Source organism: Bacillus sp. FSL L8-0099, from assembly GCF_038006385.1.
GTDB classification, from domain to species: domain Bacteria; phylum Bacillota; class Bacilli; order Bacillales; family Bacillaceae_G; genus Bacillus_A; species Bacillus_A toyonensis.
In genome coordinates this window covers 4,317,950-4,338,953 of the sequence record NZ_JBBOVC010000001.1, presented here as the reverse complement: position 1 = coordinate 4,338,953, position 21,004 = coordinate 4,317,950, and the positions used below count along the sequence as shown (strand labels likewise).

Below are 21,004 nucleotides of genomic sequence, written 5' to 3'. Positions count from 1 at the left end.
CTTTCTAACATAATGCTGTATCTATCACAGCAAATAGCATATTACGATTTCCAGGAAGTTGGCTACCATTTTTTATCATAAGAGGTGAAAGGAGCGTTTCTTGGAAATTGTCTGTTTGAAGAAAGTTACGAAATGTAAATTGTGAATGCGGGACATCAATTCGTACGATACCATGCCAACACTCACAAATCTTTTTTAATAATCGAATAGCATCTTCCTCTTGTTTTGCGATAAGTGGATTGATACATAAAATATTCCCTTTCTGTATACAGAAGGAAAAAGCTTCTATACAGTTATTTCTCTCAATTTTAAAAGAGTGTACAGCTCTTGGTAATAATAATGAGTAGAGTAGAGAGCGATTGGCACCAGTTACAATTTCATCGAGAGAGGTAATAGAGATAAGGTCTTTTTCTTTCACTTGTTGTGTTTGAACGGTATTCGTCTTAGTAGTTTGTTTTTCAAAACGATGTATCGTCGTTACTGTTTGAAATCCGCATGATGTGTATAAGGGCTCGCCAGCTTTTGTTGCAATAAGTGCAATTGGTTGTTTTGAGTGAGCGTGTTTCAAACAGCTATCTAGTAACATACGTCCAATTCCTCGTCCTTGAAAATGAGGATGAACGATTAACATGCCAATGGAAGAAAAGCTACTTGTAAAGGGAAATACACCTCCAGTTGCAATGAGTTTATTTTCATGAATATAACCTACAAGTGTGCCAATAGAGAGGTACATTTTGAATTGTTTTTTCATAAAGATTTCATCTTGTAACCATCCAACAGATTTGCAAAGATTGAGTAATTCAACAATGAAAGATTCATTTAGCTTTACTATTTTCATAAAAGTACACCACATTTCTATTTGTTTTCATAAAAATAGATTCGAAATGTAAAATAAGAGGTTTACGTTAAAGGAAATCCAACTTGTTTATATTTAGATTGTAAAGGGAACGATGCTTGATATGAAAAGACAAACTTATACAAATTATAACTTATATTTACATAAGTTAACAAAAAATTTACATATAACTAATTTTCCCTTAACAGTCTTCTATTAAATTTGATAGTGGGAAATGAATAACCTAATTAGGGGGACAAGACAGTGAAAAAGTTTGTAAAAAAAGCATGGCCATTTGCAGTTGTGGCGTCGTTAGCAGTTACTTCGGTAGCAACATGGAATTTTACACGTTCTAGTGAGGTTAATGCAGATGAGAGCGGAAACAATGCAAAGATTAAAAATGTTATTGTGTTAATTGGAGATGGCATGGGTCCTTCATATATGACGGCTCATCGTTATATGAAGGATAATCCAAAAACATTCGAGATGGAATCTACAGAATTTGATAAGCATCTTGTAGGAACACAAAAAACATATCCGGAAGATGAACATGAAAATATTACAGACTCTGCATCAGCGGCAACAGCTATGTCAGCAGGGATTAAAACATATAATGCGGCAATTGCGGTTGATAATGATAAAGCAGAAGTGAAAACTGTTCTTGAACAAGCGAAAGAAAAAGGGAAATCAACGGGACTTGTTGCGACTTCTGAAATTACACATGCAACACCAGCTGCTTTCGGTGCTCATGATATTAGCCGTAAAAATATGGACGTAATTGCAAATGATTATTTTGATGAAAAAATTAAAGGGAAGCATAAAGTTGATGTTATGCTTGGCGGCGGTGTAAAGAACTTTGTTAGAAAAGATCGTAATCTTACAGAAGAGTTTAAGAAATCTGGTTATAGCTACGTAACAGATCGAGATCAATTGTTAAATGATAAAAATGATCAAATCCTTGGTTTATTTGCACCAGGCGGTTTAGATAAAATGATTGATCGCAATGAGAAAACACCTTCACTAGAAGAAATGACGAATGCAGCAATTGAACGTTTAAACAAAAACAAAGATGGTTTCTTCTTAATGGTTGAAGGAAGTCAAATCGACTGGGCTGGGCATGATAATGATATTGTCGGTGCAATGAGTGAAATGGAGGACTTTGAAAAAGCATTTAAAGCAGCGATTGAGTTTGCGAAAAAAGATAAAAATACGTTAGTCGTTGCAACCGCAGACCACGCTACAGGTGGATTATCTCTAGGTGCGAATGGTGAGTACAACTTTAAAGTAGATCCAATTAAAGCTGCAAAACGTACACCAGACTTTATGGCAAATGAGATTGCAAAAGGTGCAAATGTAGAAGAAACATTGAAAAAATATATCGATTTACAATTAACACCAGAAGAAATTAAAGCTGTAAATGATATAGCTCCATCAAAAGATGTAACGAAGATTGATAATGCGATTGAAGATATCTTCAATAAGCGTTCGGTTACAGGGTGGACAACAGGTGGACATACAGGTGAAGATGTAAACGTATATGCATTTGGACCAGGTAAATACTTATTCTCCGGTGTTCAAGAGAATACAAATATAGCGAAACGTGTCTTTGATATTGTTGGTGGTGGCGACCCGAATAAAGGAAGACGCTAATTATGAACGAAAGTGAGGCAAAATGCCTCACTTTTCTTTTTAGGAGATGGACAGATGAGATTTTTTTTACGGAATTTAAGTTTTCTTCTATTCTTTGTATTATTGCTAGTTGGATGTCAACCTCAAGAGAATAATATAGAACAAAAACCTACTACGAAAAAAACTGAAGAAAAAGTACAGATAACGAAAGAGGAAGAACAGTCTATTCAAGATGTTATTGAGGCATTTGTACGGACGACGAATGAACGAAAATTTGCTGAACATATGGAGTTATTTTCAAAGAAGCTACCTAGTGCCGAAGACTTAAAAACACAAAAAGAAGCAGCTTTTCAAAAAGGAAATAAAAAAATTGAATTGGAACATATAGATATGAAAGCTAGTAAAGCAGGATATATCATTGTTGAAACAAAGGAAAAAGAATTAGATGGGGAAATTGCTATTCAAAAGAAAGTACAGTATGCGCTTGGAAAAGAAGATGAGACCTGGAAGATCGAAGAGGTCCGCACGATAGAGAAGAAATAAAAAAGGTTCTCCTTGAAGAGAACCTTTTTTATAGTGGTAACAGAATTTGATTTGAGCATGCTTCAATGTCATCAATATCTTGGCGAATGGTTGCCATTTTATTATCAAGATCTTCAGCTTTCATTGCTGCATCATGTAGTTCATCTTTTAAATATTCAGGTATATTTCCTTCATATTTATAATAAAGTTTATGTTCTAAACTTGCCCAAAAGTCCATTGCAAGTGTACGTAACTGAATTTCTGCAAATACATCTTTTGTACCAGAATTTAGTGATAAGGGATACTTAATAATCATGTGTAAACTTTTATATCCGTTTCCTTTTGGGTTAGCGATATAATCTTTTACTTCTATGACTTCCATATCCTCACGCTTTTGAATTACTTCTTTTAAATGATAGATGTCTTCTACGAAGCAACATGTAATACGAATACCAATGATATCTTGCAAATTTGTTTGAGCATTTTCAATTGTTGGCAATAAGTTTTTTCGCTCTAGCTTTTTTATAATACTTTCAGGTTGTTTTAGTCTAGTTTTTATATGTTCAAACGGGTTGTAATCCTCTAAAAATTGAGCTTCCCGGTTCATAATTTCAAATTTTGTTTTTAACTCTTCTAAAGCAAATGTATACGGTAATACAAAAGCTTTCCAGTAGTTGACTGTTGATTGATTATATTCCATTTATATACACACCTTTTCCTATTTACAAGTGAGGTTGTTATTTATACTAAATACCAAATCATATAAGCGCAAGCAGCAAATGATGAGATCATAAAACGATATTTAGTTTTCATACTTTCAACTCCTTTCGAGTGAGATTCTATATGAGTAAACGTGATTGTTAATAAATTCACTATGTACAACTTCTATAGTAATAGATTCATGTGAATTTCGTATGAACTAATTGTTTCAGCTTTTTGTCTTTTTTTGTAAATCATAATTATTATCTGTAATTTAAAGTGTTTTAATTTGATTTATTCATTTGTATAATTTAATGTATATTTAAATTTATAGTTATTAAGGAGGATATATGGTGAACTTTGAAGAATTGGCAACTGCTAGGCGTTCCGCAATGAAATTTATACAAGGCATAGAAATCCCTGATGAGGATTTTAAAAAAATATTTGAGTTAACAAAGCTTTCCCCCTCTTGTTATAATTTGCAACATGCACATTATGTCGTAATTCGTGATCAAGAGCGAAAAGAAAAATTAAAAGAATTAGCTTTCGGACAATATAAAGTAGCGAGTGCATCTGCTGTAGTGCTTGTTTGTGGTGATAAGAGAGCGTATCAAAATGTTGAAAATATTTATTTTGGTATGAAGGTTTTAAAAATGATTGATGAATGTGAATATGAAGATACAATTAGGCAAACGAAAGGGTTATATGAAAGAAAAGGAGAGCGCTTCATGGAAGAGGAAGCGATTAGAAATGCTTCGTTAAGCGCAATGACTTTTATGTACGCTGCTAAATATTACGGCTATGATACGTGTCCAATGATTGGTTTTGATGAAAAAGCAGTACAAAATGAGTTGAATATGCCAGGGCATATAGTACCTGTTTTAATGGTTACGATAGGGAAAAGTGATACCACTAAAATTCGTCCTAGAGGATATCGAAAGCCAATTAGCGAGTTCGTTACATACGAATCGTTTTAATCAAAATGATAGATTACTAAAAACAAAAGGGTTCTATTTAGAATCCTTTTGTTGTGTGATTGACAAATAGAATGAAGTTATATAATATATAAATCGTAATCATTACGTTTTAGTTGCAATCTTTGAAAGAGAGGAGAATTACATATGCGTGTAAATATTACATTAGCTTGTACGGAGTGCGGTGATCGTAATTACATTTCTAAAAAAAATAAACGAAACAATCCCGAGCGCATCGAACTAAAAAAATATTGTCCACGATTAAAGCGAGTAACGTTACATCGTGAAACGAAGTAAAAGACTAGAGATTTCTCTAGTCTTTTTTTATTAATAAGTTTTGGATTTGTTTGTTATAATTACCTTAAATTGTAACGCAGGGAGAGGTATGATGAATCAAAAAGATAAAGAAAGAAAAGAGCAAGTGGCTCATATGATTGACATTCCAGATGAATATAGGCTTGTTGTAGATGATCAAGAAGGTGTGGATGACCCATATCATCTAGTATGGTGGGAGCATAAAGAGGATGAGGAGAGAACGATACAAATTACGTTGAATAGACATACTGGTAATTTAATTGAATTTAGTATAGATGATGAAATTTATTTTTCGAGTGGTAAGGAAGCGATAGATGAGAATAAAGCAAGAGAGATTGCAAATGCATTCTTAAAAAAATATACAAAAGAAGGATATGAGTTTTATACATATATAACGGTTAAGGATGACAGGCGTGGGTGGAAAGAAGTAAATTATATGCAAGAAGTGAATGGCTACCCATTACCGAATGCAGGGTGTGTTGTGCGAGTTCATCCTTCAGGCAATGTTGTACATTTTCGTTATAATGGACAAAAAGCTATTGAGAAAAAACCGTTATGGCCAAGTGAAATTGTTGAGGAGAACGTCGTTTTAGAAAATCTGAAAGCTAGACAAGATATGAGACTTGTATTTGTAGATTTAACACATTCTTCATGTAAATATGAAAATGGTGAGGAAGTAAAAGGGTATCATCTTGTATATGAACCAGAACCTAGTCATGCGTTTATTGATGCAAGTACAGGTAAAGATTTGTTTGGAACAGATCATTATAAATTGCCTCTAACTGTAGCTGTTGAAAACCCGAAAAAAGGTATTCGACAAGATGATATATTCGATTTGTTTGATTGGGATAAAGAAAATTTTACAAAAGTTGCTGAGAAGGAAAATGATTATGAAATAAGGATGAAATTTGTTCCGAAAGAGGAATTACAGAAACAGAAAGAAGAAAAGAATCCATATTTAATGAATGAATTTTTTAAAAAGCATTTACCGATGTTAAAATATAATAATTTTGTTGGCATTATGATTGATAAATCTACCAATGAATTAACTGGTTTTATAAAACTGACAGACGATAATGAAGTAAAGCAAATACTGTCTAGAGAGGAATGCATACAAAAAGCACTTCAATTTTTGGAACAAGTTATTCCAGATGTCACACAATATCTACGTCTTTGGGAAGAACGTGAAGAAGCAGAAGATGGGATTGAAAGGTTTACCTTTTCCGTATATGTGAATGGTATTCCAGCAGAGTATAACCAATTTAGAGTCAATATCAATGCAGAAAATGGTGCTGTGATGCACTACTCCGGAGAGTCTAGCAAATTTATAAAAGAATTACTTACATATGAAACAACAATAAAAATAACAAAAGAAAAAGCGCTAGAAATATACAGAGGGGCCATGCGAGTGAATTTAGAATGGTTTTTAGAAAATGATGTAGAGGAAACGAACTACGTACTACTGTATAAACAAACAACGGATGAAAATCATAAAGAATCCTTCGATTGTAGTCGAGAAATTCGTTATATTGATGCGCATACTGGGGAGAAAATTTGGAGTGAATAAGGAAAAGGTCTTCGAGAGAAGACCTTTTTTTAGAAATAACGATTTATTCTTCGTATATATCGATTTTGTATAACCACTTTTGTACACTAGCAGGTGGTCCTTCTGTTCTCCACTTTGTTGTGCACATTCCACAGGAACAGTGAATTTTTCCTTTTGCAAAAATACCAGCTGTTTTAGGTGTATGTCCCCATGCATGTTTTACGATAATCATCTTTCGGCGCATCGTACGCTGACGTTGGTGCCTTGTATAAGCACGTGTTCTTTCAAATTTCATATTTGTATAATCCCTCCTTGTAGTACAAGTAGCTTGCAAGAGCGTACAAGGAGTTCATCTCTTACCAGCTACTTATGAACAAGAGGGTAATGAAATGTTTCATATTCCACTCTCCAATCTTTTGTTTAAGTATATGTAGCAAAGCTTTTTGAGACAAATATTATGCGTAAAAACATATTGGAATGATATCGTACAGACACAAACAACCTCACGCCCACATACACATAATAAAGACCACTATTTTGGCGGAGGTGAAAGGTTTGAGTCTATTCGCCGCAATTGGATATATGGTTCGAGAAGTGTTTGTCTTTGTTTCTTATGTGAAGAACAATGCGTTCCCGCAGCCGTTATCATCAGATGATGAGAGAAAGTACTTAGAGTTAATGGAGCAAGGTGATGCTCAAGCGAGAAATCTTTTAATTGAACATAATTTACGGCTTGTAGCTCATATCGTTAAAAAATTTGAAAACACAGGAGAAGATGCAGAAGATTTAATTTCAATTGGTACAATTGGGCTCATTAAAGCAATTGAGAGTTATTCAGCAGGGAAAGGAACAAAGCTTGCGACGTATGCAGCACGCTGTATTGAAAACGAAATTTTGATGCATTTACGTGTACTAAAGAAAACGAAAAAAGACGTTTCACTTCATGATCCGATCGGGCAAGATAAAGAGGGGAATGAAATATCGCTTATTGATATATTAAAATCTGAGTCTGAAGATGTAATTGATATGATTCAGCTTAGTATGGAGTTAGAAAAGATTAAAGAGTATATCGATATTTTAGACGAACGAGAGAAAGAAGTTATCGTAAAGCGCTTTGGACTTGGGCTTGATAAGGAGAAAACGCAGCGGGAGATTGCGAAGGCACTTGGTATTTCAAGGAGCTACGTATCAAGAATTGAAAAGCGTGCGTTAATGAAAATGTTCCATGAATTTGTAAGAGCAGAGAAAGAGAAAAAAGCGAAAGAATAATGTGCATTGCAAGCAGCCAAATTTTAAAATGGGCTGCTTTTCTTTTTGTAAATAAGGAAAGAAAACGAGTTGTATTAAGAAGAAATACATGTTCACTGTTGAAAATGACGGATTCTATCTGTAATATTAGAGGGTGCTAAACAATTTAAGAATAATACCATACTTAACTTAGTTTTCGATTTGCATAATGAACAGTTCTATATGATATGTGGGAATAAGAACCAGTTTTACATATGATATAGAAAGAAAATAAGGGAAAACTAAAGTTATAGACTGGTTAGGAGGTTTCGCAATTTGCGACGTACATTATATCGACTTATGATAGAACTTACAAATGGTCGCTTTACTTCTTATATATTACGTAAATTTGCACAATCTCGTTTGAGCTCCATCATAATTCCATCATATGCGAAAGTTTTTCAAATTAATCAAGATGAGATGGAAAAGGGTTTGAAGGAATATAGAACATTGCATGACTTATTTACGCGTAGGCTAAAAGAAGGAAAGCGTAGTATTGATACAGATACATCGAGTATCGTGAGCCCTGTTGATGGTGTTTTTGCTGACCACGGTCCTATTGAGGATACAAAAACATTTGATATTAAAGGTAAGCGTTATTCAATTGTGGATATGCTAGGTAATGAAGAACGTGCAAAGCGATATGCAGGCGGTACATACATGGTCATTTATTTGAGTCCAAGTCATTATCATCGCATTCATAGTCCACTTTCTGGGGCTGTGACTGAAAGATTTGTACTCGGTAGAAAATCATATCCGGTAAATGCAGCTGGTATGGAATACGGTAAAGAACCACTGTCAAAAAATTATCGTTCTGTTACAGAAGTGAATAGTGACGGCGAACATATGGCACTTGTAAAAGTAGGGGCTATGTTTGTTAATAGTATTGAGCTTTTGCATGAAAGAAGTACTGTTCAAAAAGGTGAAGAAATGGCATACTTTACATTTGGTTCAACAGTTGTATTATTGTTTGAAAAAGATATGATAGAAGTAGTGCAGAATTTGAAGAGCGGACAAGAACTTCGTCTCGGTGAAAAAATTGCTACTCGATTAACTCACAAGTAAAGAGAAGATTTTATAATCGTAAATAAGAGTTATGGACAAAGATGCTTAATGATGAAATCCCCTAGATGGGAGTACTTGTTTATTCGAGAGCCATCGTAGGATGGCTCTTTTTACAGGTTATTAGTAATCTATATATACTCAAGAAGATTTGGCAAGCTTGTCCTCTAATGAGCGTCTAATAATTTCTTGTTTTATAAGTAAAATGAAGTCGGGATTTAATTTTAGTTCTTTTGCTTTATAATAAGACTCAGTGAGTAACTCAGTAGATAACTGTTCCATATGTTTTGTTTTCAAGGTGAGTCACCTCCTAATAATATAAGGATTGATTCGTTGTTGCATTTAATGTACCAAAAAAATATGACAGTCACAAACAAGTGGTTATCCACATACCACAGTGGATAAATTGTGTATAGATTGTTAGTAAATTCCAAATTGACTGAAAAATTAATGTGGAAAGTGTGTACAATTTTATCCACAGGTTGTATATCGAAAAATGTTGTCGAAAAATTTTATGAAAAATCCTCAAAGAGGTGAAAGAAATTGAAATTATTTTTACCAAATGAATATGTGAAAAATGTATATCATGTTCAACCAGAAGATTTGAAAAAACGTGGAATTAAAGGAGTTATTACTGATTTAGATAACACGTTAATTGAATGGGATCGTCCAAATGCAACGCCGCAACTTGAAGAGTGGTTTTTAAAAATGAAAGAGCAAGGCATTCAAGTAACGGTCGTTTCGAATAATAATGAGCAACGTGTGAAAGACTTTGCTGATCCATTAAATATTCCATTTATTCATAGTGCACGTAAACCATTTGTTCGTGCATTTAAGCGTGCGATACAAGAGATGCACCTGCAGCCGGATGAAGTTGTAGTAATTGGGGATCAGTTGCTTACAGATGTGCTTGGTGGGAATCGTGTAGGACTTCATACAATCTTAGTTGTGCCAGTAGCGCAAACGGATGGATTGGTGACTCGCTTTAATCGAAAAATTGAACGAAGAATTATGAAAAATATGAAGAAAAAAGGTTTAATTAACTGGGAGGAATAAAGTTTGACTGAAACAATTAAATGTATTGGTTGCGGTGTAGAAATTCAAACAGAAAATAAAAATGAAGTTGGGTATGCGCCTGCCTCATCTTTAGAAAAAGAGCAAGTGATTTGTCAACGCTGTTTTCGCTTGAAACATTACAATGAAATTCAAGATGTATCGCTAACAGATGATGACTTCCTACGCATTCTAAATGGAATTGGAAGGTCAGATGCATTAGTAGTCAAGATTGTAGATATTTTTGATTTTAATGGTAGCTGGTTACCTGGCTTACATCGTTTCGTAGGAAATAATAAAGTATTACTTGTAGGAAATAAGGCGGATTTAATTCCTAAGTCAGTAAAACATGATAAAGTAAAGCATTGGATGCGCTATAGTGCAAAGCAGTTAGGATTAAAGCCAGAGGATGTCTTTTTAATTAGTGCAGCGAAGGGACAAGGGATTGCTGAATTAGCGGATGCTATTGAGTATTATCGCGACGGCAAAGATGTTTACGTTGTTGGATGTACGAATGTAGGAAAATCTACATTTATTAATCGTATGATTAAAGAATTTAGTGATGAGACTGAAAATGTAATTACAACATCTCATTTCCCAGGAACAACACTTGACTTAATTGATATTCCATTAGACGAAGAATCTTCTTTATATGATACGCCAGGTATTATTAACCACCATCAAATGGCTCATTATGTTGGAAAGGAAAGCTTAAAGCTTATTACACCAACAAAAGAAATTAAGCCGATGGTATTCCAATTAAATGAGGAACAAACATTATTCTTTAGTGGATTGGCACGCTTTGATTATGTAAGTGGTGGTCGTCGTGCGTTTACTTGTCACTTCTCAAATCGTTTAACAATTCATCGTACAAAGCTTGAGAAAGCAGATGAATTGTATAAAAATCATGCCGGAGATTTACTAAGCCCGCCAACACCAGAAGAATTAGAAAATATGCCTGAGCTGGTGAAATACGAGTTTAATATTCGTGAACCGAAAACGGACGTTGTATTCTCTGGATTAGGATGGGTTACTGTAAACGAATCAGGAGCAAAAATTGTTGCTCACGTACCAAAAGGAGTAAGTGTTTCATTGCGTAAATCTTTAATTTAATATGGAGAGGGATTTATGAAACAATTATATGGTGTAATCGGAAATCCAATTGGACATTCATTATCGCCCGTTATGCATAACGATGCATTTGAACACTTGAATATGGATGCCCATTATCATGCGTTTCTTGTAGAAGAAGGGCTAGGGGAAGCAGTAAGAGGTTTAAAAGCGTTAGGTATTTCAGGATTTAATGTAACAACTCCGCACAAAGTTGCTATTATGGATTATTTGGATGAGATTGACCCACTAGCAAGGCAAATTGGTGCAGTAAATACAGTGGTTCATAAGGATGGAAAATTAATTGGCTACAATACAGATGGAATCGGTTTTGTCCGAGCCTTACAGTCAATTAGTAGTGAACCACTTCAAGAGAAACGTATTTTATTACTTGGCGCTGGTGGTGCTAGCCGAGCTATTTATTTTTCTCTTGCTGATGTAGGTGTGAAAGAAATTGATGTAGCAAATCGTACAGTCGATAAGGCGAAAGAACTTATTGCTGCATGTGCGGCTGATGTTCATTCTGTTGCTTTATCGTTAGAAAAAGCGACAGAAGAACAAGGGAATTATGATATTATCATTCAGACGACAACAAGAGGTATGCATCCGCATGTCGAACATACGCCATTACAAATTTGTTCGTTAAAAGAAGGAACAATTGTATCAGATATAATTTATAATCCATTTGAAACGAAAATTTTATGTGAGGCAAAAGAGCAAGGTGCAATCATTCAAAATGGTATTGATATGTTTGTTTATCAAGGGGCACTTGCATTTGAAATGTGGACAGGACGCGTGCCAAATATTGATAGAATGAAACAATTAGTAATGAGAAAGCTTGGAGGCTAATTATATGTTAACAGGAAAACAAAAAAGATTTTTACGTGCACAGGCACATCATTTAACACCAATTTTTCAGGTTGGAAAAGGCGGCGTAAATGAAAATATGGTGAAACAAATTGGAGAAGCATTAGAGGTTCGTGAATTATTTAAAGTGAGCGTGCTACAAAATTGTGAATTCGATCGTCGTGAAGTTGCAGAAGAACTTGCACAAGGTGCACGTGCTGAAATCGTTCAAGTAATTGGAAGCACAATTGTTTTATATAAAGAATCAAGAGAAAATAAACAAATTAAGCTTCCTCGATAAAAAGATTAGCATGCGGTACTTTTATTGCTAGTGCTTAATGATGTAGAGAGCGAAACCAATTGAACTTTTATTAACAGTGAACTCTCTTCGAATTGATAGGAAGAGAGTTGCTGTATGTAAAAGGAAGGGGCGTTTCTTTTGAGAAAAATTGGCATCATTGGCGGTACATTTGATCCGCCTCATTATGGGCATTTGCTAATTGCAAATGAAGTATATCACGCTTTGGACTTGGAAGAAGTATGGTTCCTGCCAAATCAAATTCCGCCACATAAACAAGGGCGGAATATTACAAGTGTAGAAAGTCGTTTAAAGATGTTAGAGCTTGCGACTGAGGAAGAAGCATACTTTTCAATTTGTTTAGAAGAGCTAAACAGAGAAGGCCCATCTTATACGTATGACACTATGTTACAATTAACGGAAAAGTATCCGGATGTGCAGTTCCACTTTATTATTGGTGGAGATATGGTTGAGTATTTGCCAAAGTGGTATAACATTGAAAAGTTACTTACACTTGTAACTTTCGTTGGAGTTACGAGACCAGGTTATACATTGCATACGCCTTATAATATTGTAAAAGTGGAAATTCCAGAGTTTGCAGTTTCTTCTTCTTTGTTACGTGAGAGGTATATGGAGAAGAAAACGTGCAAATATTTACTTCCGGAAAAAGTACAGGTATATATCGAGAGGAATGGGTTGTATGAATCGTGAGGAAGCACTTCATATTGTCAAACAACAAATGCATGAAAAGCGTTATGTACACACAATAGGTGTAATGGAAACAGCGATTGAACTGGCTCGTTTATATGATGTAGATGAGAAAAAGGCAGAAACAGCTGCTATCTTTCATGATTATGCAAAATGTAGAGCGATTTCAGAAATGGAAGAGATTATTAAGAGGGAAGGTTTGCCGAAGGATCTACTTCACTATAACAAAGAGTTATGGCATGCACCTGTTGGGGCATACTTAGTAGAAAAAGAAGTAGGCATTACGGATCCTGAAATTTTGCAAGCTATTACATACCATACAAGTGGTCATGAGAAAATGACGATGTTAGATAAAGTGATTTATGTAGCAGATTACATTGAGCCGGGGCGTAAGTTTCCTGGTGTAGAAGAAGCGAGAAAACTCGCATATAAAGATATAAATCAAGCGTTACTGTTTGCTTTAAAGCGAACAATTCAATTTTTAATGGAAAAAGATCAAACGATTTATCCATTAACATTCCAAACATACAATGCAGTTATCAAGGAGGAAATTATTAAATGAAAGATAAAGATTTATTAGTATTAGCAGCAAAAGCAGCTGATGATAAGAGAGCAGAAGATATGGTTGTACTAAATATGCAAGGGATTTCACCAATTGCAGACTATTTCATTATTTGTCACGGAAACTCTGATAAACAGGTGCAAGCAATTGCGCGTGAAATTAAAGCGAAGGCGCATGAATTCGAAATTAATGTACAACGTATGGAAGGTTTTGATGAGGCTCGTTGGGTATTAGTAGACCTTGGTGATGTGGTTGCTCATGTATTCCATAAAGATGAGCGTGATCACTACAATTTAGAGCGTCTATGGGGCGATGTACCACGTGAAGATATTACTGAAGAGTTAGATCAATGAAATACGAACAATTTGCATTACTGTATGACGAACTGATGAATGATGTCCCGTATGATAAATGGGTAGAGTTCACAGAGGAAAGTTTGCAGCATGCGGGCATGAAAGAGGCAAAAATTCTTGATGTAGCATGTGGAACTGGTAACGTAACACTACCGCTTATGCGAAAAGGTTATGATTTAACTGGTGTCGATCTTTCAGAAGAAATGTTAACTGTCGCACAGCAGAAATTAGGAGGAGAAGGTTATTTTCTTCCTTTTTACCAACAAGATATGAGAGAACTTGATGTTCCTGGTGAATTTGATTGTGTAACAATCTTTTGTGATTCGTTAAACTATGTATTGCAAGAAGATGGAGTGCAAGAAACGTTTAGAAGAGTCTTCCATCATTTACGTCAAGATGGCTTGTTTTTATTCGACGTACACTCTTTATATAAAATACATCACGTATTTCAAAATGAAACATATACAGTGAATGGCGAGGAAATATCACTTATTTGGAACTGTTTCCCTGGAGAAGAATCCAATAGTGTGGAACATGATTTGACATTCTTTGTACAAGATCCAGAAGAAGATGTATATCATCGTTTTGATGAATGTCACGTGCAACGAGCATATTCGGTTGAAGAATTAACGAAATGGCTTGAAGAGGCTGGATTTACAGTGCTTCGCGTCACAGGAGACTTTGAACGAATTGAAGTGACAGAACAAACAGAGCGCATCTTTTTTATGGCGAAGAAGAATGGATAAAACAAAAGCAACCGATAAGGTTGCTTTTGTTCAGAGTGTTGGGAAACCCTTTAGGGTTCCCAACATTCTGCAATCCTTTTTAATTTTAGTAAATGAAAACAATATAAAATAATAAATTTTAGAAAAACAACCCTCCACCAGACCCTTTTTGGTTAGGTGAAGGGCTATTTTTTTCATGTTTTGACAAGCTGCGGTGAGGTAAGCTTGCATTTGGACAGACTTCAGCCCTCGAAACCGAGCATATCGATAGCCATGTAGTTCTTTGGCATCCGCAAAGCTTCGCTCTATAGTTGAACAGCGTACTTTATACAGTCTTTTCCCTGTAGCTGTTAGTTTGTTTTTTCTAGCGATATCTTTATATTTTTCCCATATATGATGAGTGATAACTTTTTGTTTTTGTTTTTTTGAAAAGCATACCTCACGTAGCGGACAAACAGCGCAGTCTTCTGGATTTGATTTATATTGACGATATCCTTCGCGATCCGTTGTCGTATATTCTAAAATACATCCCATCGGACAAGCAAATACATTCATTTCTTTTACATATTTAAATTGGCTTTTCGGAACGTCTTTATTTCGCTTTCCAAATCGGCGATACCCCATCACCATAAATATATTCTGTTCTGATAGTTTCTTACAGATATAACCTGTAAAATAGCCTGCATCAAGAGCTACAGCTTCAACTTTGAATCCGAATTTATTAGTTTGAGCTTGTAGACGTGCTAAATACGGCTCGGAATCCGCCATATTTCCAGCCGTTATATAGGTATCTGTAATAATATTATATTTCGCATCAGTCGTACGATGATCTAAGAAATGAAAACCGTTCGGTTTTCCATCCCTCATTAAAAATCCACTATCTGGATCCGTTGTACTGATACGAGTTTTTTTAGTGGGGGTATCACTTTCCTTTCTAGGTCTTAATTCTTTTTTCCATGTACCTCACGATCTTCGATTACCGCAGCTTCTAGTTCATCTATATAGAACTTTGCCTTTTCTTTTTTATATTTATGTACAAATTTATTTTTATTGGCATTCGCCTTAATGTGTGTAGAATCTGTCATCAACGCACGTCCTCCCACCATACGGTGCTCGGTCGCTTGACTCACAATCTCATCAAAAATTTCTTCGAAAATATTTGTATGAATGAAACGAGTACGGCGATTCCAACTGATTGTAGAATGATCTGGAATTGTATCTGATAGAGAAAAACCTAGAAACCAACGGTAGGCAATATTCGTTTTGATCTCCTTTTCCAATTGTCGCTCTGAACGAATACCATAAAAATATCCGATAAACATCATCTTAAATAAAACGATAGGGTGAATTGACGGACGACCATTGTTTTCACAGTAATAAGGGCGTAACTTTTCCTCAATAAAATCAAAACTGATTGTCGCTTCAATCGCACGAAGGAAATGGTCTTGCGGAACTAATTCTTCTACAGAAACGGATACACGCTCATCACGATGATTTTTTAAAGCACCCATCATAAAAAATCTCTCCTTTACCTCTTTTTTATCAGTGTTGACACATAAAAAGAGGTTCAGACACATAAACAGGCTGTGGAGAAGACTTTCTCCACAGCCTGAACAAAAGCAACCGATAAGGTTGCTTTTGTTTTTTTAGAAAAGATTTGATTTTATTTCTAGAATATTAAAAAGATGATACATGTAAAGTACAAAAATGCTAGTTTTAGTGAAAATGTAGCATAAAAAAGATACGTATTAATAAAAAGGATTTGGAATGGCGATGGCGTATTTATTATGTGTGTTTATTGAATTGCTGATCAACGCATTTTAAATCTTCATCAAACTTCTCGTGTGTCCGTTCGATTAATTTATGAAACATATCTCCAACATGTTCTTCTAAAACTAGAATACCTTCTCCTGTAACGCCGCCTTTGACACATACCTTTTCTTGTAAGGTAGGTAATGTGAAAATCTCTTTTTCAAGTAATTTCCCCATTCCAACGACCATTTCACTTACTAAAGTAGTAGCTTCTTCATGTGTAATATTTGTTTTATCTACAGCAGCGTTAATGAAACATTGTAATAAATAACTAAAGAATGCAGGGCCGCAGCTTGCTATATCAGATGAAACGCGCGTTATATCTTCTTCTATTACAAGTGGAGTAGAAATTTTTTTGAATAGCCGAAGTAGTTTTTGTTGCCACTCTTCAGAGCATTTACTTCCAAATGTAAATAATGATGCGCCAGATAGGGCGCGGTTTGTAATGCTCGGAATGATACGTGCGACGTGGCAAGGTACAAGTGTCTCTAATTGTGATGGAGATATTGGACTTGTGATAGAAACTAAGCACTTTTCATCAGAAAAATATTCAGCATATTTTTGTAGGATAGGGTATATATCTTTCGGTTTAACGCAAATAAAAATAAGTTGTGATTGTTCGAGTACTTCTGGGATTGTTTTGGCTATATGAATAGAAGGGTATTTTTCCTTTATATGATATGCTTTGGCAGGCGTCCGATTAATGATTGTAAGGCACGAAGGTTTGACAGCACGGGTCTCTAAAAATGCATCGATTAGTATATTCCCCATGTTTCCTGTCCCTATAATTCCTATGTTCAATGTTTCATCCCTCCTTCGTAACAGCTTTCTCCTAAACAATATGAATGATGTTATAAATTTATGATTAGAGGTGTAAAATGATGTGGGATTTTCCGAAAAAATGGTTGGGGTTAGTAGCTATTATTGTAACTGTACTTTTTCTTTTTTTCTGGAAAACAAACCAGCATACAGAGCGATCGGTCATTGCAACGGATGTTCAGGCGAAAGATGTAGAGAAAAAAAGTAAACCGAAAATATTAGATGCAAAGGAACAGAAAAAAATACTAATTGATATGAAAGGGGCCGTTGTTAAAGAGGAGGTGTATGAAATGAAAGAAGGGGATCGGTTCAAGGATGCCGTTGAAAAGGCGGGTGGTTTTTTGCCCGAGGCAGATATAAAGAAGGTGAATTTAGCACAAATTGTACAAGACCAAATGATTCTTTATGTACCCAATAAAAATGAGCAAGTGCAAGATGTGGCTACCTCTTCAAAGGGGGAAGGGAAAGTTCAAATAAATGCAGCTTCTAAAGAGCAACTTGAAAAAATCACAGGCATTGGCTCTCGAAAAGCGGAAAGTATTTTGAAATATCGAGAGGAACATGGTCCGTTTCAGAAAATAGAAGATTTATTAGAGATTGATGGGATTGGTGTGAAGTCTTTGGAAAAAATAAAAGATCAAATTATTATTCCGTAAAAGATTGACGAAGTTTTTCTTCATTCGCTACACTACAAGTAGACAAAAAAGAAGGTGAAAAATATGGAACGAATTTCGTGGGATCAATATTTTATGACGCAAAGTCATTTGTTATCTTTACGTAGTACATGTACAAGACTTGCAGTAGGGGCAACAATCGTTCGTGACAAGCGGATTATTGCTGGCGGCTATAATGGTTCAATTAAAGGTGGGGTGCATTGTATCGATGATGGATGCTATGTCATTGATAATCATTGTGTTCGTACAATTCATGCAGAAATGAATGCTTTATTACAATGTGCCAAGTTTGGTGCGAAAACAGAGGAAGCAGAAATTTACGTTACGCATTTCCCTTGTTTACAATGTTGTAAGGCAATTATTCAAAGTGGTATTACAGCGGTTTATTATGCGCAGGATTATAAAAATCATCCATACGCCATAGAGTTATTTGAACAAGCGAATGTAACAGTGAAGCACGTTCCACTAGAATATGATATTGCTGCATTAGAGGAGCAAAAACGTTATACGGAGTTAAAAGAATTATTTGCGTCTTTCGAAAAAGATAATTTATCAATGGAAGAATTACAGCATGTATTCACGAAAGCAAAAATGATGCTATAAGGAGTGAGTATAAGTTGCATGAACAATGGGGCTATATTGCAATCTCTTTTATAATGGGGATTGCAATCGCCTTTTCCTTGTCATTTTTATGGATTGCTTGTTGTTTCGTTTTATATGTTTTCTTCTGTTTATATCGTACTTCGCGTAAAACCTTCATTTTTTGTATGATAGCGTGTTTTAGTGGTGCTATGTACACTTCGTGTGTTCAAGGACAAAATAAGCCTCTAGGGGAGCCCTATGAAGCTACAAGAGGGGTGATACAAAATACACCTCTTATTAATGGGGATCGCCTATCTTTTCAATTTGAAGATCAGAATAAAAATACAGTGCAGTTAAGTTACAAAATGAAATCAGCCTTGGAAAAGAAACAATTACAACAATTATATGCGGGAGTATCCTGTGTATTCAAAGGTGAGAGGAAAGAACCGCAAACTGCTCGGAATTTTCATGGTTTTGATTACCGAGATTATTTATATAAACAAAATATTCATTTTATATTCCATGCTACATATATTTCTGAGTGCCAAAAAACATCATTATCATTTGTGCAATGGATTCTTTTTTATAGGCAGCACATAATCTTTAAAGTTACAGAAATGTTTCCAGAGCAATCAGGTGCTTTTATGAATGCATTATTATTTGGTGACCGACAACAAATGACGTTTGAAGTTGAAGAACAGTATCAGCAATTTGGTCTTGTGCATTTATTGGCGATTTCAGGGTCGCATATTGTTCTGTTAATGGTGATAGTTTACTTTGTTTTACTGAGAAGTGGTGTGACGAAGGAGATGGCGACAGTATTTCTAATTGTTTGTATTCCAGTGTACATGATTATAGCAGGCGCATCACCATCTGTTATAAGAGCTTCTATAACAGGTGTTTTATTGTTGGTTGCTTTCATTTGTTCTGTTCGCTTATCTAGTTTAGATGCCTTAAGTATAACGGCTATATGTATGCTTATATACGACCCATATCTTGTTTTTAATATAGGATTTCAATTTTCATTTGTAGGTAGTTTCGCTTTAATTTTATCTGCTCCGATACTACTAAGGCATAGTAATGGAGTAATTCGAAATGCTATTTATATTTCTATTATCTCGCAGCTCGTTAGTACCCCGATTTTGTTATATCATTTTGGTTATTTTTCTCCATATAGTATTTTCCTCAACTTCATATACGTTCCATTTTTATCTATAATTGTATTACCATGTAGTATTATTATTCTGGTATTTATACCAATTATCCCATTTCTCGCAAAAGGACTTGCGAATGTACTGTCAGTAGGTTTAATTATTTCTAATAATTTACTAAGTTACTGTGAAAGATTACCGTTTACCCGCCTAGTTTTCGGGCAAACACCCATACTTCTTATAGTTGTATATTGTGTGATAATTATTAGTATATTGATCGTCTTGGAAAGAGGGATGCCGAAAAAAATTGTGTTCATAGTCATGAGTGGCTTTCTTTTTATTAGCACGTGTCATTATGTATACCCGTATTTTCGCGAGAGTGGGAGTGTGACATTTATTGATGTTGGACAAGGTGATGCAATATTAATTCGACTTCCATATGATAAAGGGGTTTATCTTATTGATACAGGTGGAACACTTCGGATAAATAAAGAAGAATGGCAACGGAAAAAGCATGAATTTTCTGTTGGTCACGATATTCTTGTTCCTTTTTTGCAAAAGGAAGGTGTGAAAACAATTGATAAATTAATCATAACGCATGGAGATGCGGATCATATAGGTGCCGCATCGGATTTATTATCGTATATAACTGTAAAAGAAGTTGTATTTGGTCAAAAGAAACAAGAGACAGTATTAGAAAAGGTGTTAAAGAAAAAAGCATTAGAAAAAGAAGTGAAAATAAGTATAGTGGAAGAAGGGGAGTGTTGGAGTATAAATGGAGCGGAATTTTTTATACTAGCTCCGAAAGGGAAAGAAAAAAGTGAAAATAACTCTTCAATTGTAATGTGGGCCAAATTAGGAGGATTAACATGGCTGTTTACAGGTGATTTAGAAGAAGAGGGAGAGGAACTTTTAGCATCGACATATCCATATTTACGGGCGGATGTTTTAAAAGTTGCGCATCATGGGAGTAAAACGTCATCTACAGCACCTTTTTTGAGGCTTATACAGCCTAGTATAGCGATTGTTTCTGTGGGAGAACGGAATAGGTATGGACATCCGGATAAGGAGGTGATAGAGCGTTTTGAGAAGATGGGTACTGAAATATGGCGAACGGATAAACAAGGTGCTATTTCCTATGTTTTTAAAGGGGAAACCGGAACCTTTAAAAGTAAAATCACATATGATGAAATACATAATAGATGAAAAAGAGAAGACTGCCATGAAATGGCAGCCTTTAAGAACCGATGAATTTAATAACAGTTGCAATAATGAAAAGTGTTGCGAAAAAACCAAATGAGACGATAAATCCTACCCCTGAATCAATAGCGTCATTGCGTTTACTTTGAACATTTTGTTCAAAATCATTCATTTAGAATCCCTCCCCAACATTCCACTTTAGTATAAAATATTGTCAGAAAAAAATCTACAATTTCCATATG

Annotated in this window: 25 protein-coding genes; 18 read left to right on the top strand and 7 right to left on the bottom strand. The window is 35.0% G+C overall.

From position 1 onward, the window contains the following. Positions 1 to 4 precede the first annotated feature (4 nt). A complete protein-coding gene (locus MHH42_RS22055; RefSeq protein WP_000706708.1) occupies positions 5 to 838 on the bottom strand; it encodes a GNAT family N-acetyltransferase in 834 nt (277 codons plus the stop codon). Between the two features lie 261 nt (positions 839 to 1,099). On the opposite strand from MHH42_RS22055, the gene MHH42_RS22050 reads away from it, so the two are divergent. Both MHH42_RS22050 and MHH42_RS22045 read left to right on the top strand, forming a co-directional pair. After that, complete coding sequence (locus MHH42_RS22050) at positions 1,100 to 2,485, top strand: alkaline phosphatase (protein ID WP_016109114.1); 1,386 nt, start codon at positions 1,100 to 1,102, stop codon at positions 2,483 to 2,485. Positions 2,486 to 2,539: 54 nt separating this feature from the next. Beyond that, a complete protein-coding gene (locus MHH42_RS22045; protein WP_001210411.1) occupies positions 2,540 to 3,007 on the top strand; it encodes a hypothetical protein in 468 nt (155 codons plus the stop codon). A 28-nt stretch (positions 3,008 to 3,035) separates the two neighbouring features. Here the strand turns inward: MHH42_RS22045 and MHH42_RS22040 are convergent, their stop codons facing one another. Beyond that, on the bottom strand, positions 3,036 to 3,686 hold the full coding sequence (locus MHH42_RS22040) for a GTP pyrophosphokinase (RefSeq protein WP_000456209.1): 651 nt from the start codon (positions 3,684 to 3,686) through the stop codon (positions 3,036 to 3,038). A 349-nt stretch (positions 3,687 to 4,035) separates the two neighbouring features. Here MHH42_RS22040 and MHH42_RS22035 point away from each other — a divergent pair, with 349 nt between their 5' ends. The 3 genes from MHH42_RS22035 (at position 4,036) to MHH42_RS22025 (ending at position 6,541) form a co-directional block, all read left to right on the top strand. Continuing rightward, positions 4,036 to 4,662: a nitroreductase family protein gene (locus tag MHH42_RS22035; RefSeq protein ID WP_070173785.1), complete on the top strand. Its 627-nt coding sequence runs from the start codon at positions 4,036 to 4,038 to the stop codon at positions 4,660 to 4,662. Positions 4,663 to 4,806: 144 nt separating this feature from the next. Continuing rightward, positions 4,807 to 4,956, top strand: a complete 150-nt coding sequence (rpmG, locus tag MHH42_RS22030) for a 50S ribosomal protein L33 (protein ID WP_001265617.1) — start codon at positions 4,807 to 4,809, stop codon at positions 4,954 to 4,956. 88 nt (positions 4,957 to 5,044) lie between these two features. Continuing rightward, the gene (locus tag MHH42_RS22025; RefSeq protein WP_139138346.1) at positions 5,045 to 6,541 is read left to right on the top strand and encodes a YcdB/YcdC domain-containing protein; all 1,497 of its coding nucleotides are present in this window, start codon (positions 5,045 to 5,047) and stop codon (positions 6,539 to 6,541) included. 43 nt (positions 6,542 to 6,584) lie between these two features. On the opposite strand, the gene MHH42_RS22020 is transcribed toward MHH42_RS22025, so the two are convergent. Then, the gene (locus MHH42_RS22020; protein ID WP_000667452.1) at positions 6,585 to 6,815 is read right to left on the bottom strand and encodes a hypothetical protein; all 231 of its coding nucleotides are present in this window, start codon (positions 6,813 to 6,815) and stop codon (positions 6,585 to 6,587) included. Positions 6,816 to 7,075: 260 nt separating this feature from the next. Here MHH42_RS22020 and sigK point away from each other — a divergent pair, with 260 nt between their 5' ends. Beyond that, positions 7,076 to 7,789, top strand: coding sequence for an RNA polymerase sporulation sigma factor SigK (sigK, locus tag MHH42_RS22015; RefSeq protein ID WP_000051382.1), 714 nt, complete (start codon positions 7,076 to 7,078; stop codon positions 7,787 to 7,789). A 294-nt stretch (positions 7,790 to 8,083) separates the two neighbouring features. Next, positions 8,084 to 8,872, top strand: a complete 789-nt coding sequence (locus MHH42_RS22010) for a phosphatidylserine decarboxylase (protein WP_001254986.1) — start codon at positions 8,084 to 8,086, stop codon at positions 8,870 to 8,872. Between the two features lie 138 nt (positions 8,873 to 9,010). Here the strand turns inward: MHH42_RS22010 and MHH42_RS22005 are convergent, their stop codons facing one another. After that, the gene (locus tag MHH42_RS22005; protein WP_000850093.1) at positions 9,011 to 9,166 is read right to left on the bottom strand and encodes a sporulation histidine kinase inhibitor Sda; all 156 of its coding nucleotides are present in this window, start codon (positions 9,164 to 9,166) and stop codon (positions 9,011 to 9,013) included. A gap of 246 nt (positions 9,167 to 9,412) precedes the next feature. On the opposite strand from MHH42_RS22005, the gene MHH42_RS22000 reads away from it, so the two are divergent. From MHH42_RS22000 to MHH42_RS21965, 8 genes are all read left to right on the top strand, one after another. After that, on the top strand, positions 9,413 to 9,925 hold the full coding sequence (locus tag MHH42_RS22000; protein WP_000765312.1) for a YqeG family HAD IIIA-type phosphatase: 513 nt from the start codon (positions 9,413 to 9,415) through the stop codon (positions 9,923 to 9,925). A gap of 3 nt (positions 9,926 to 9,928) precedes the next feature. Then, on the top strand, positions 9,929 to 11,035 hold the full coding sequence (yqeH, locus tag MHH42_RS21995) for a ribosome biogenesis GTPase YqeH (RefSeq protein ID WP_000140803.1): 1,107 nt from the start codon (positions 9,929 to 9,931) through the stop codon (positions 11,033 to 11,035). A 15-nt stretch (positions 11,036 to 11,050) separates the two neighbouring features. Then, positions 11,051 to 11,881: a shikimate dehydrogenase gene (gene aroE, locus MHH42_RS21990; protein WP_000812081.1), complete on the top strand. Its 831-nt coding sequence runs from the start codon at positions 11,051 to 11,053 to the stop codon at positions 11,879 to 11,881. A gap of 4 nt (positions 11,882 to 11,885) precedes the next feature. Beyond that, complete coding sequence (gene yhbY, locus MHH42_RS21985) at positions 11,886 to 12,179, top strand: ribosome assembly RNA-binding protein YhbY (RefSeq protein ID WP_000955228.1); 294 nt, start codon at positions 11,886 to 11,888, stop codon at positions 12,177 to 12,179. Between the two features lie 138 nt (positions 12,180 to 12,317). Further along, a complete protein-coding gene (locus MHH42_RS21980; RefSeq protein ID WP_001226034.1) occupies positions 12,318 to 12,887 on the top strand; it encodes a nicotinate-nucleotide adenylyltransferase in 570 nt (189 codons plus the stop codon). Next, the gene (yqeK, locus tag MHH42_RS21975) at positions 12,877 to 13,446 is read left to right on the top strand and encodes a bis(5'-nucleosyl)-tetraphosphatase (symmetrical) YqeK (protein ID WP_001078252.1); all 570 of its coding nucleotides are present in this window, start codon (positions 12,877 to 12,879) and stop codon (positions 13,444 to 13,446) included. The genes MHH42_RS21980 and yqeK overlap by 11 nt, the downstream gene beginning before the upstream one ends. Beyond that, positions 13,443 to 13,799, top strand: a complete 357-nt coding sequence (rsfS, locus tag MHH42_RS21970) for a ribosome silencing factor (RefSeq protein ID WP_000653199.1) — start codon at positions 13,443 to 13,445, stop codon at positions 13,797 to 13,799. The genes yqeK and rsfS overlap by 4 nt, the downstream gene beginning before the upstream one ends. Beyond that, positions 13,796 to 14,545, top strand: a complete 750-nt coding sequence (locus tag MHH42_RS21965; protein WP_000873061.1) for a class I SAM-dependent methyltransferase — start codon at positions 13,796 to 13,798, stop codon at positions 14,543 to 14,545. Before rsfS ends, MHH42_RS21965 begins: the two co-directional genes overlap by 4 nt. A gap of 30 nt (positions 14,546 to 14,575) precedes the next feature. On the opposite strand, the gene MHH42_RS21960 is transcribed toward MHH42_RS21965, so the two are convergent. Beyond that, positions 14,576 to 16,038 (bottom strand): IS1182 family transposase gene (locus MHH42_RS21960; protein ID WP_375166148.1). Its coding sequence is split into 2 segments (ribosomal slippage): positions 14,576 to 15,477 and positions 15,477 to 16,038, totalling 1,464 coding nucleotides; the frame shifts between segments, so codons are not numbered across the junction. 271 nt (positions 16,039 to 16,309) lie between these two features. Next, positions 16,310 to 17,137 (bottom strand): late competence protein ComER, encoded by an 828-nt coding sequence (gene comER / locus MHH42_RS21955; protein ID WP_001020545.1) that lies wholly within the window; start codon positions 17,135 to 17,137, stop codon positions 16,310 to 16,312. Between the two features lie 77 nt (positions 17,138 to 17,214). Between comER and MHH42_RS21950 the strand changes: the two genes are divergently transcribed. The 3 genes from MHH42_RS21950 to MHH42_RS21940 all read left to right on the top strand — a co-directional run bounded on the left by MHH42_RS21950 (position 17,215) and on the right by MHH42_RS21940 (position 20,768). Next, positions 17,215 to 17,811, top strand: coding sequence for a helix-hairpin-helix domain-containing protein (locus MHH42_RS21950; RefSeq protein WP_340894115.1), 597 nt, complete (start codon positions 17,215 to 17,217; stop codon positions 17,809 to 17,811). 63 nt (positions 17,812 to 17,874) lie between these two features. Further along, positions 17,875 to 18,432 (top strand): ComE operon protein 2, encoded by a 558-nt coding sequence (locus MHH42_RS21945; RefSeq protein ID WP_000439772.1) that lies wholly within the window; start codon positions 17,875 to 17,877, stop codon positions 18,430 to 18,432. Between the two features lie 14 nt (positions 18,433 to 18,446). Beyond that, positions 18,447 to 20,768, top strand: coding sequence for a DNA internalization-related competence protein ComEC/Rec2 (locus tag MHH42_RS21940; RefSeq protein WP_016109111.1), 2,322 nt, complete (start codon positions 18,447 to 18,449; stop codon positions 20,766 to 20,768). Between the two features lie 31 nt (positions 20,769 to 20,799). Here MHH42_RS21940 and MHH42_RS21935 read toward each other — a convergent pair whose 3' ends face one another. Next, a complete protein-coding gene (locus MHH42_RS21935) occupies positions 20,800 to 20,934 on the bottom strand; it encodes a YqzM family protein (protein WP_000997609.1) in 135 nt (44 codons plus the stop codon). Between the last annotated feature and the right edge of the window lie 70 nt (positions 20,935 to 21,004).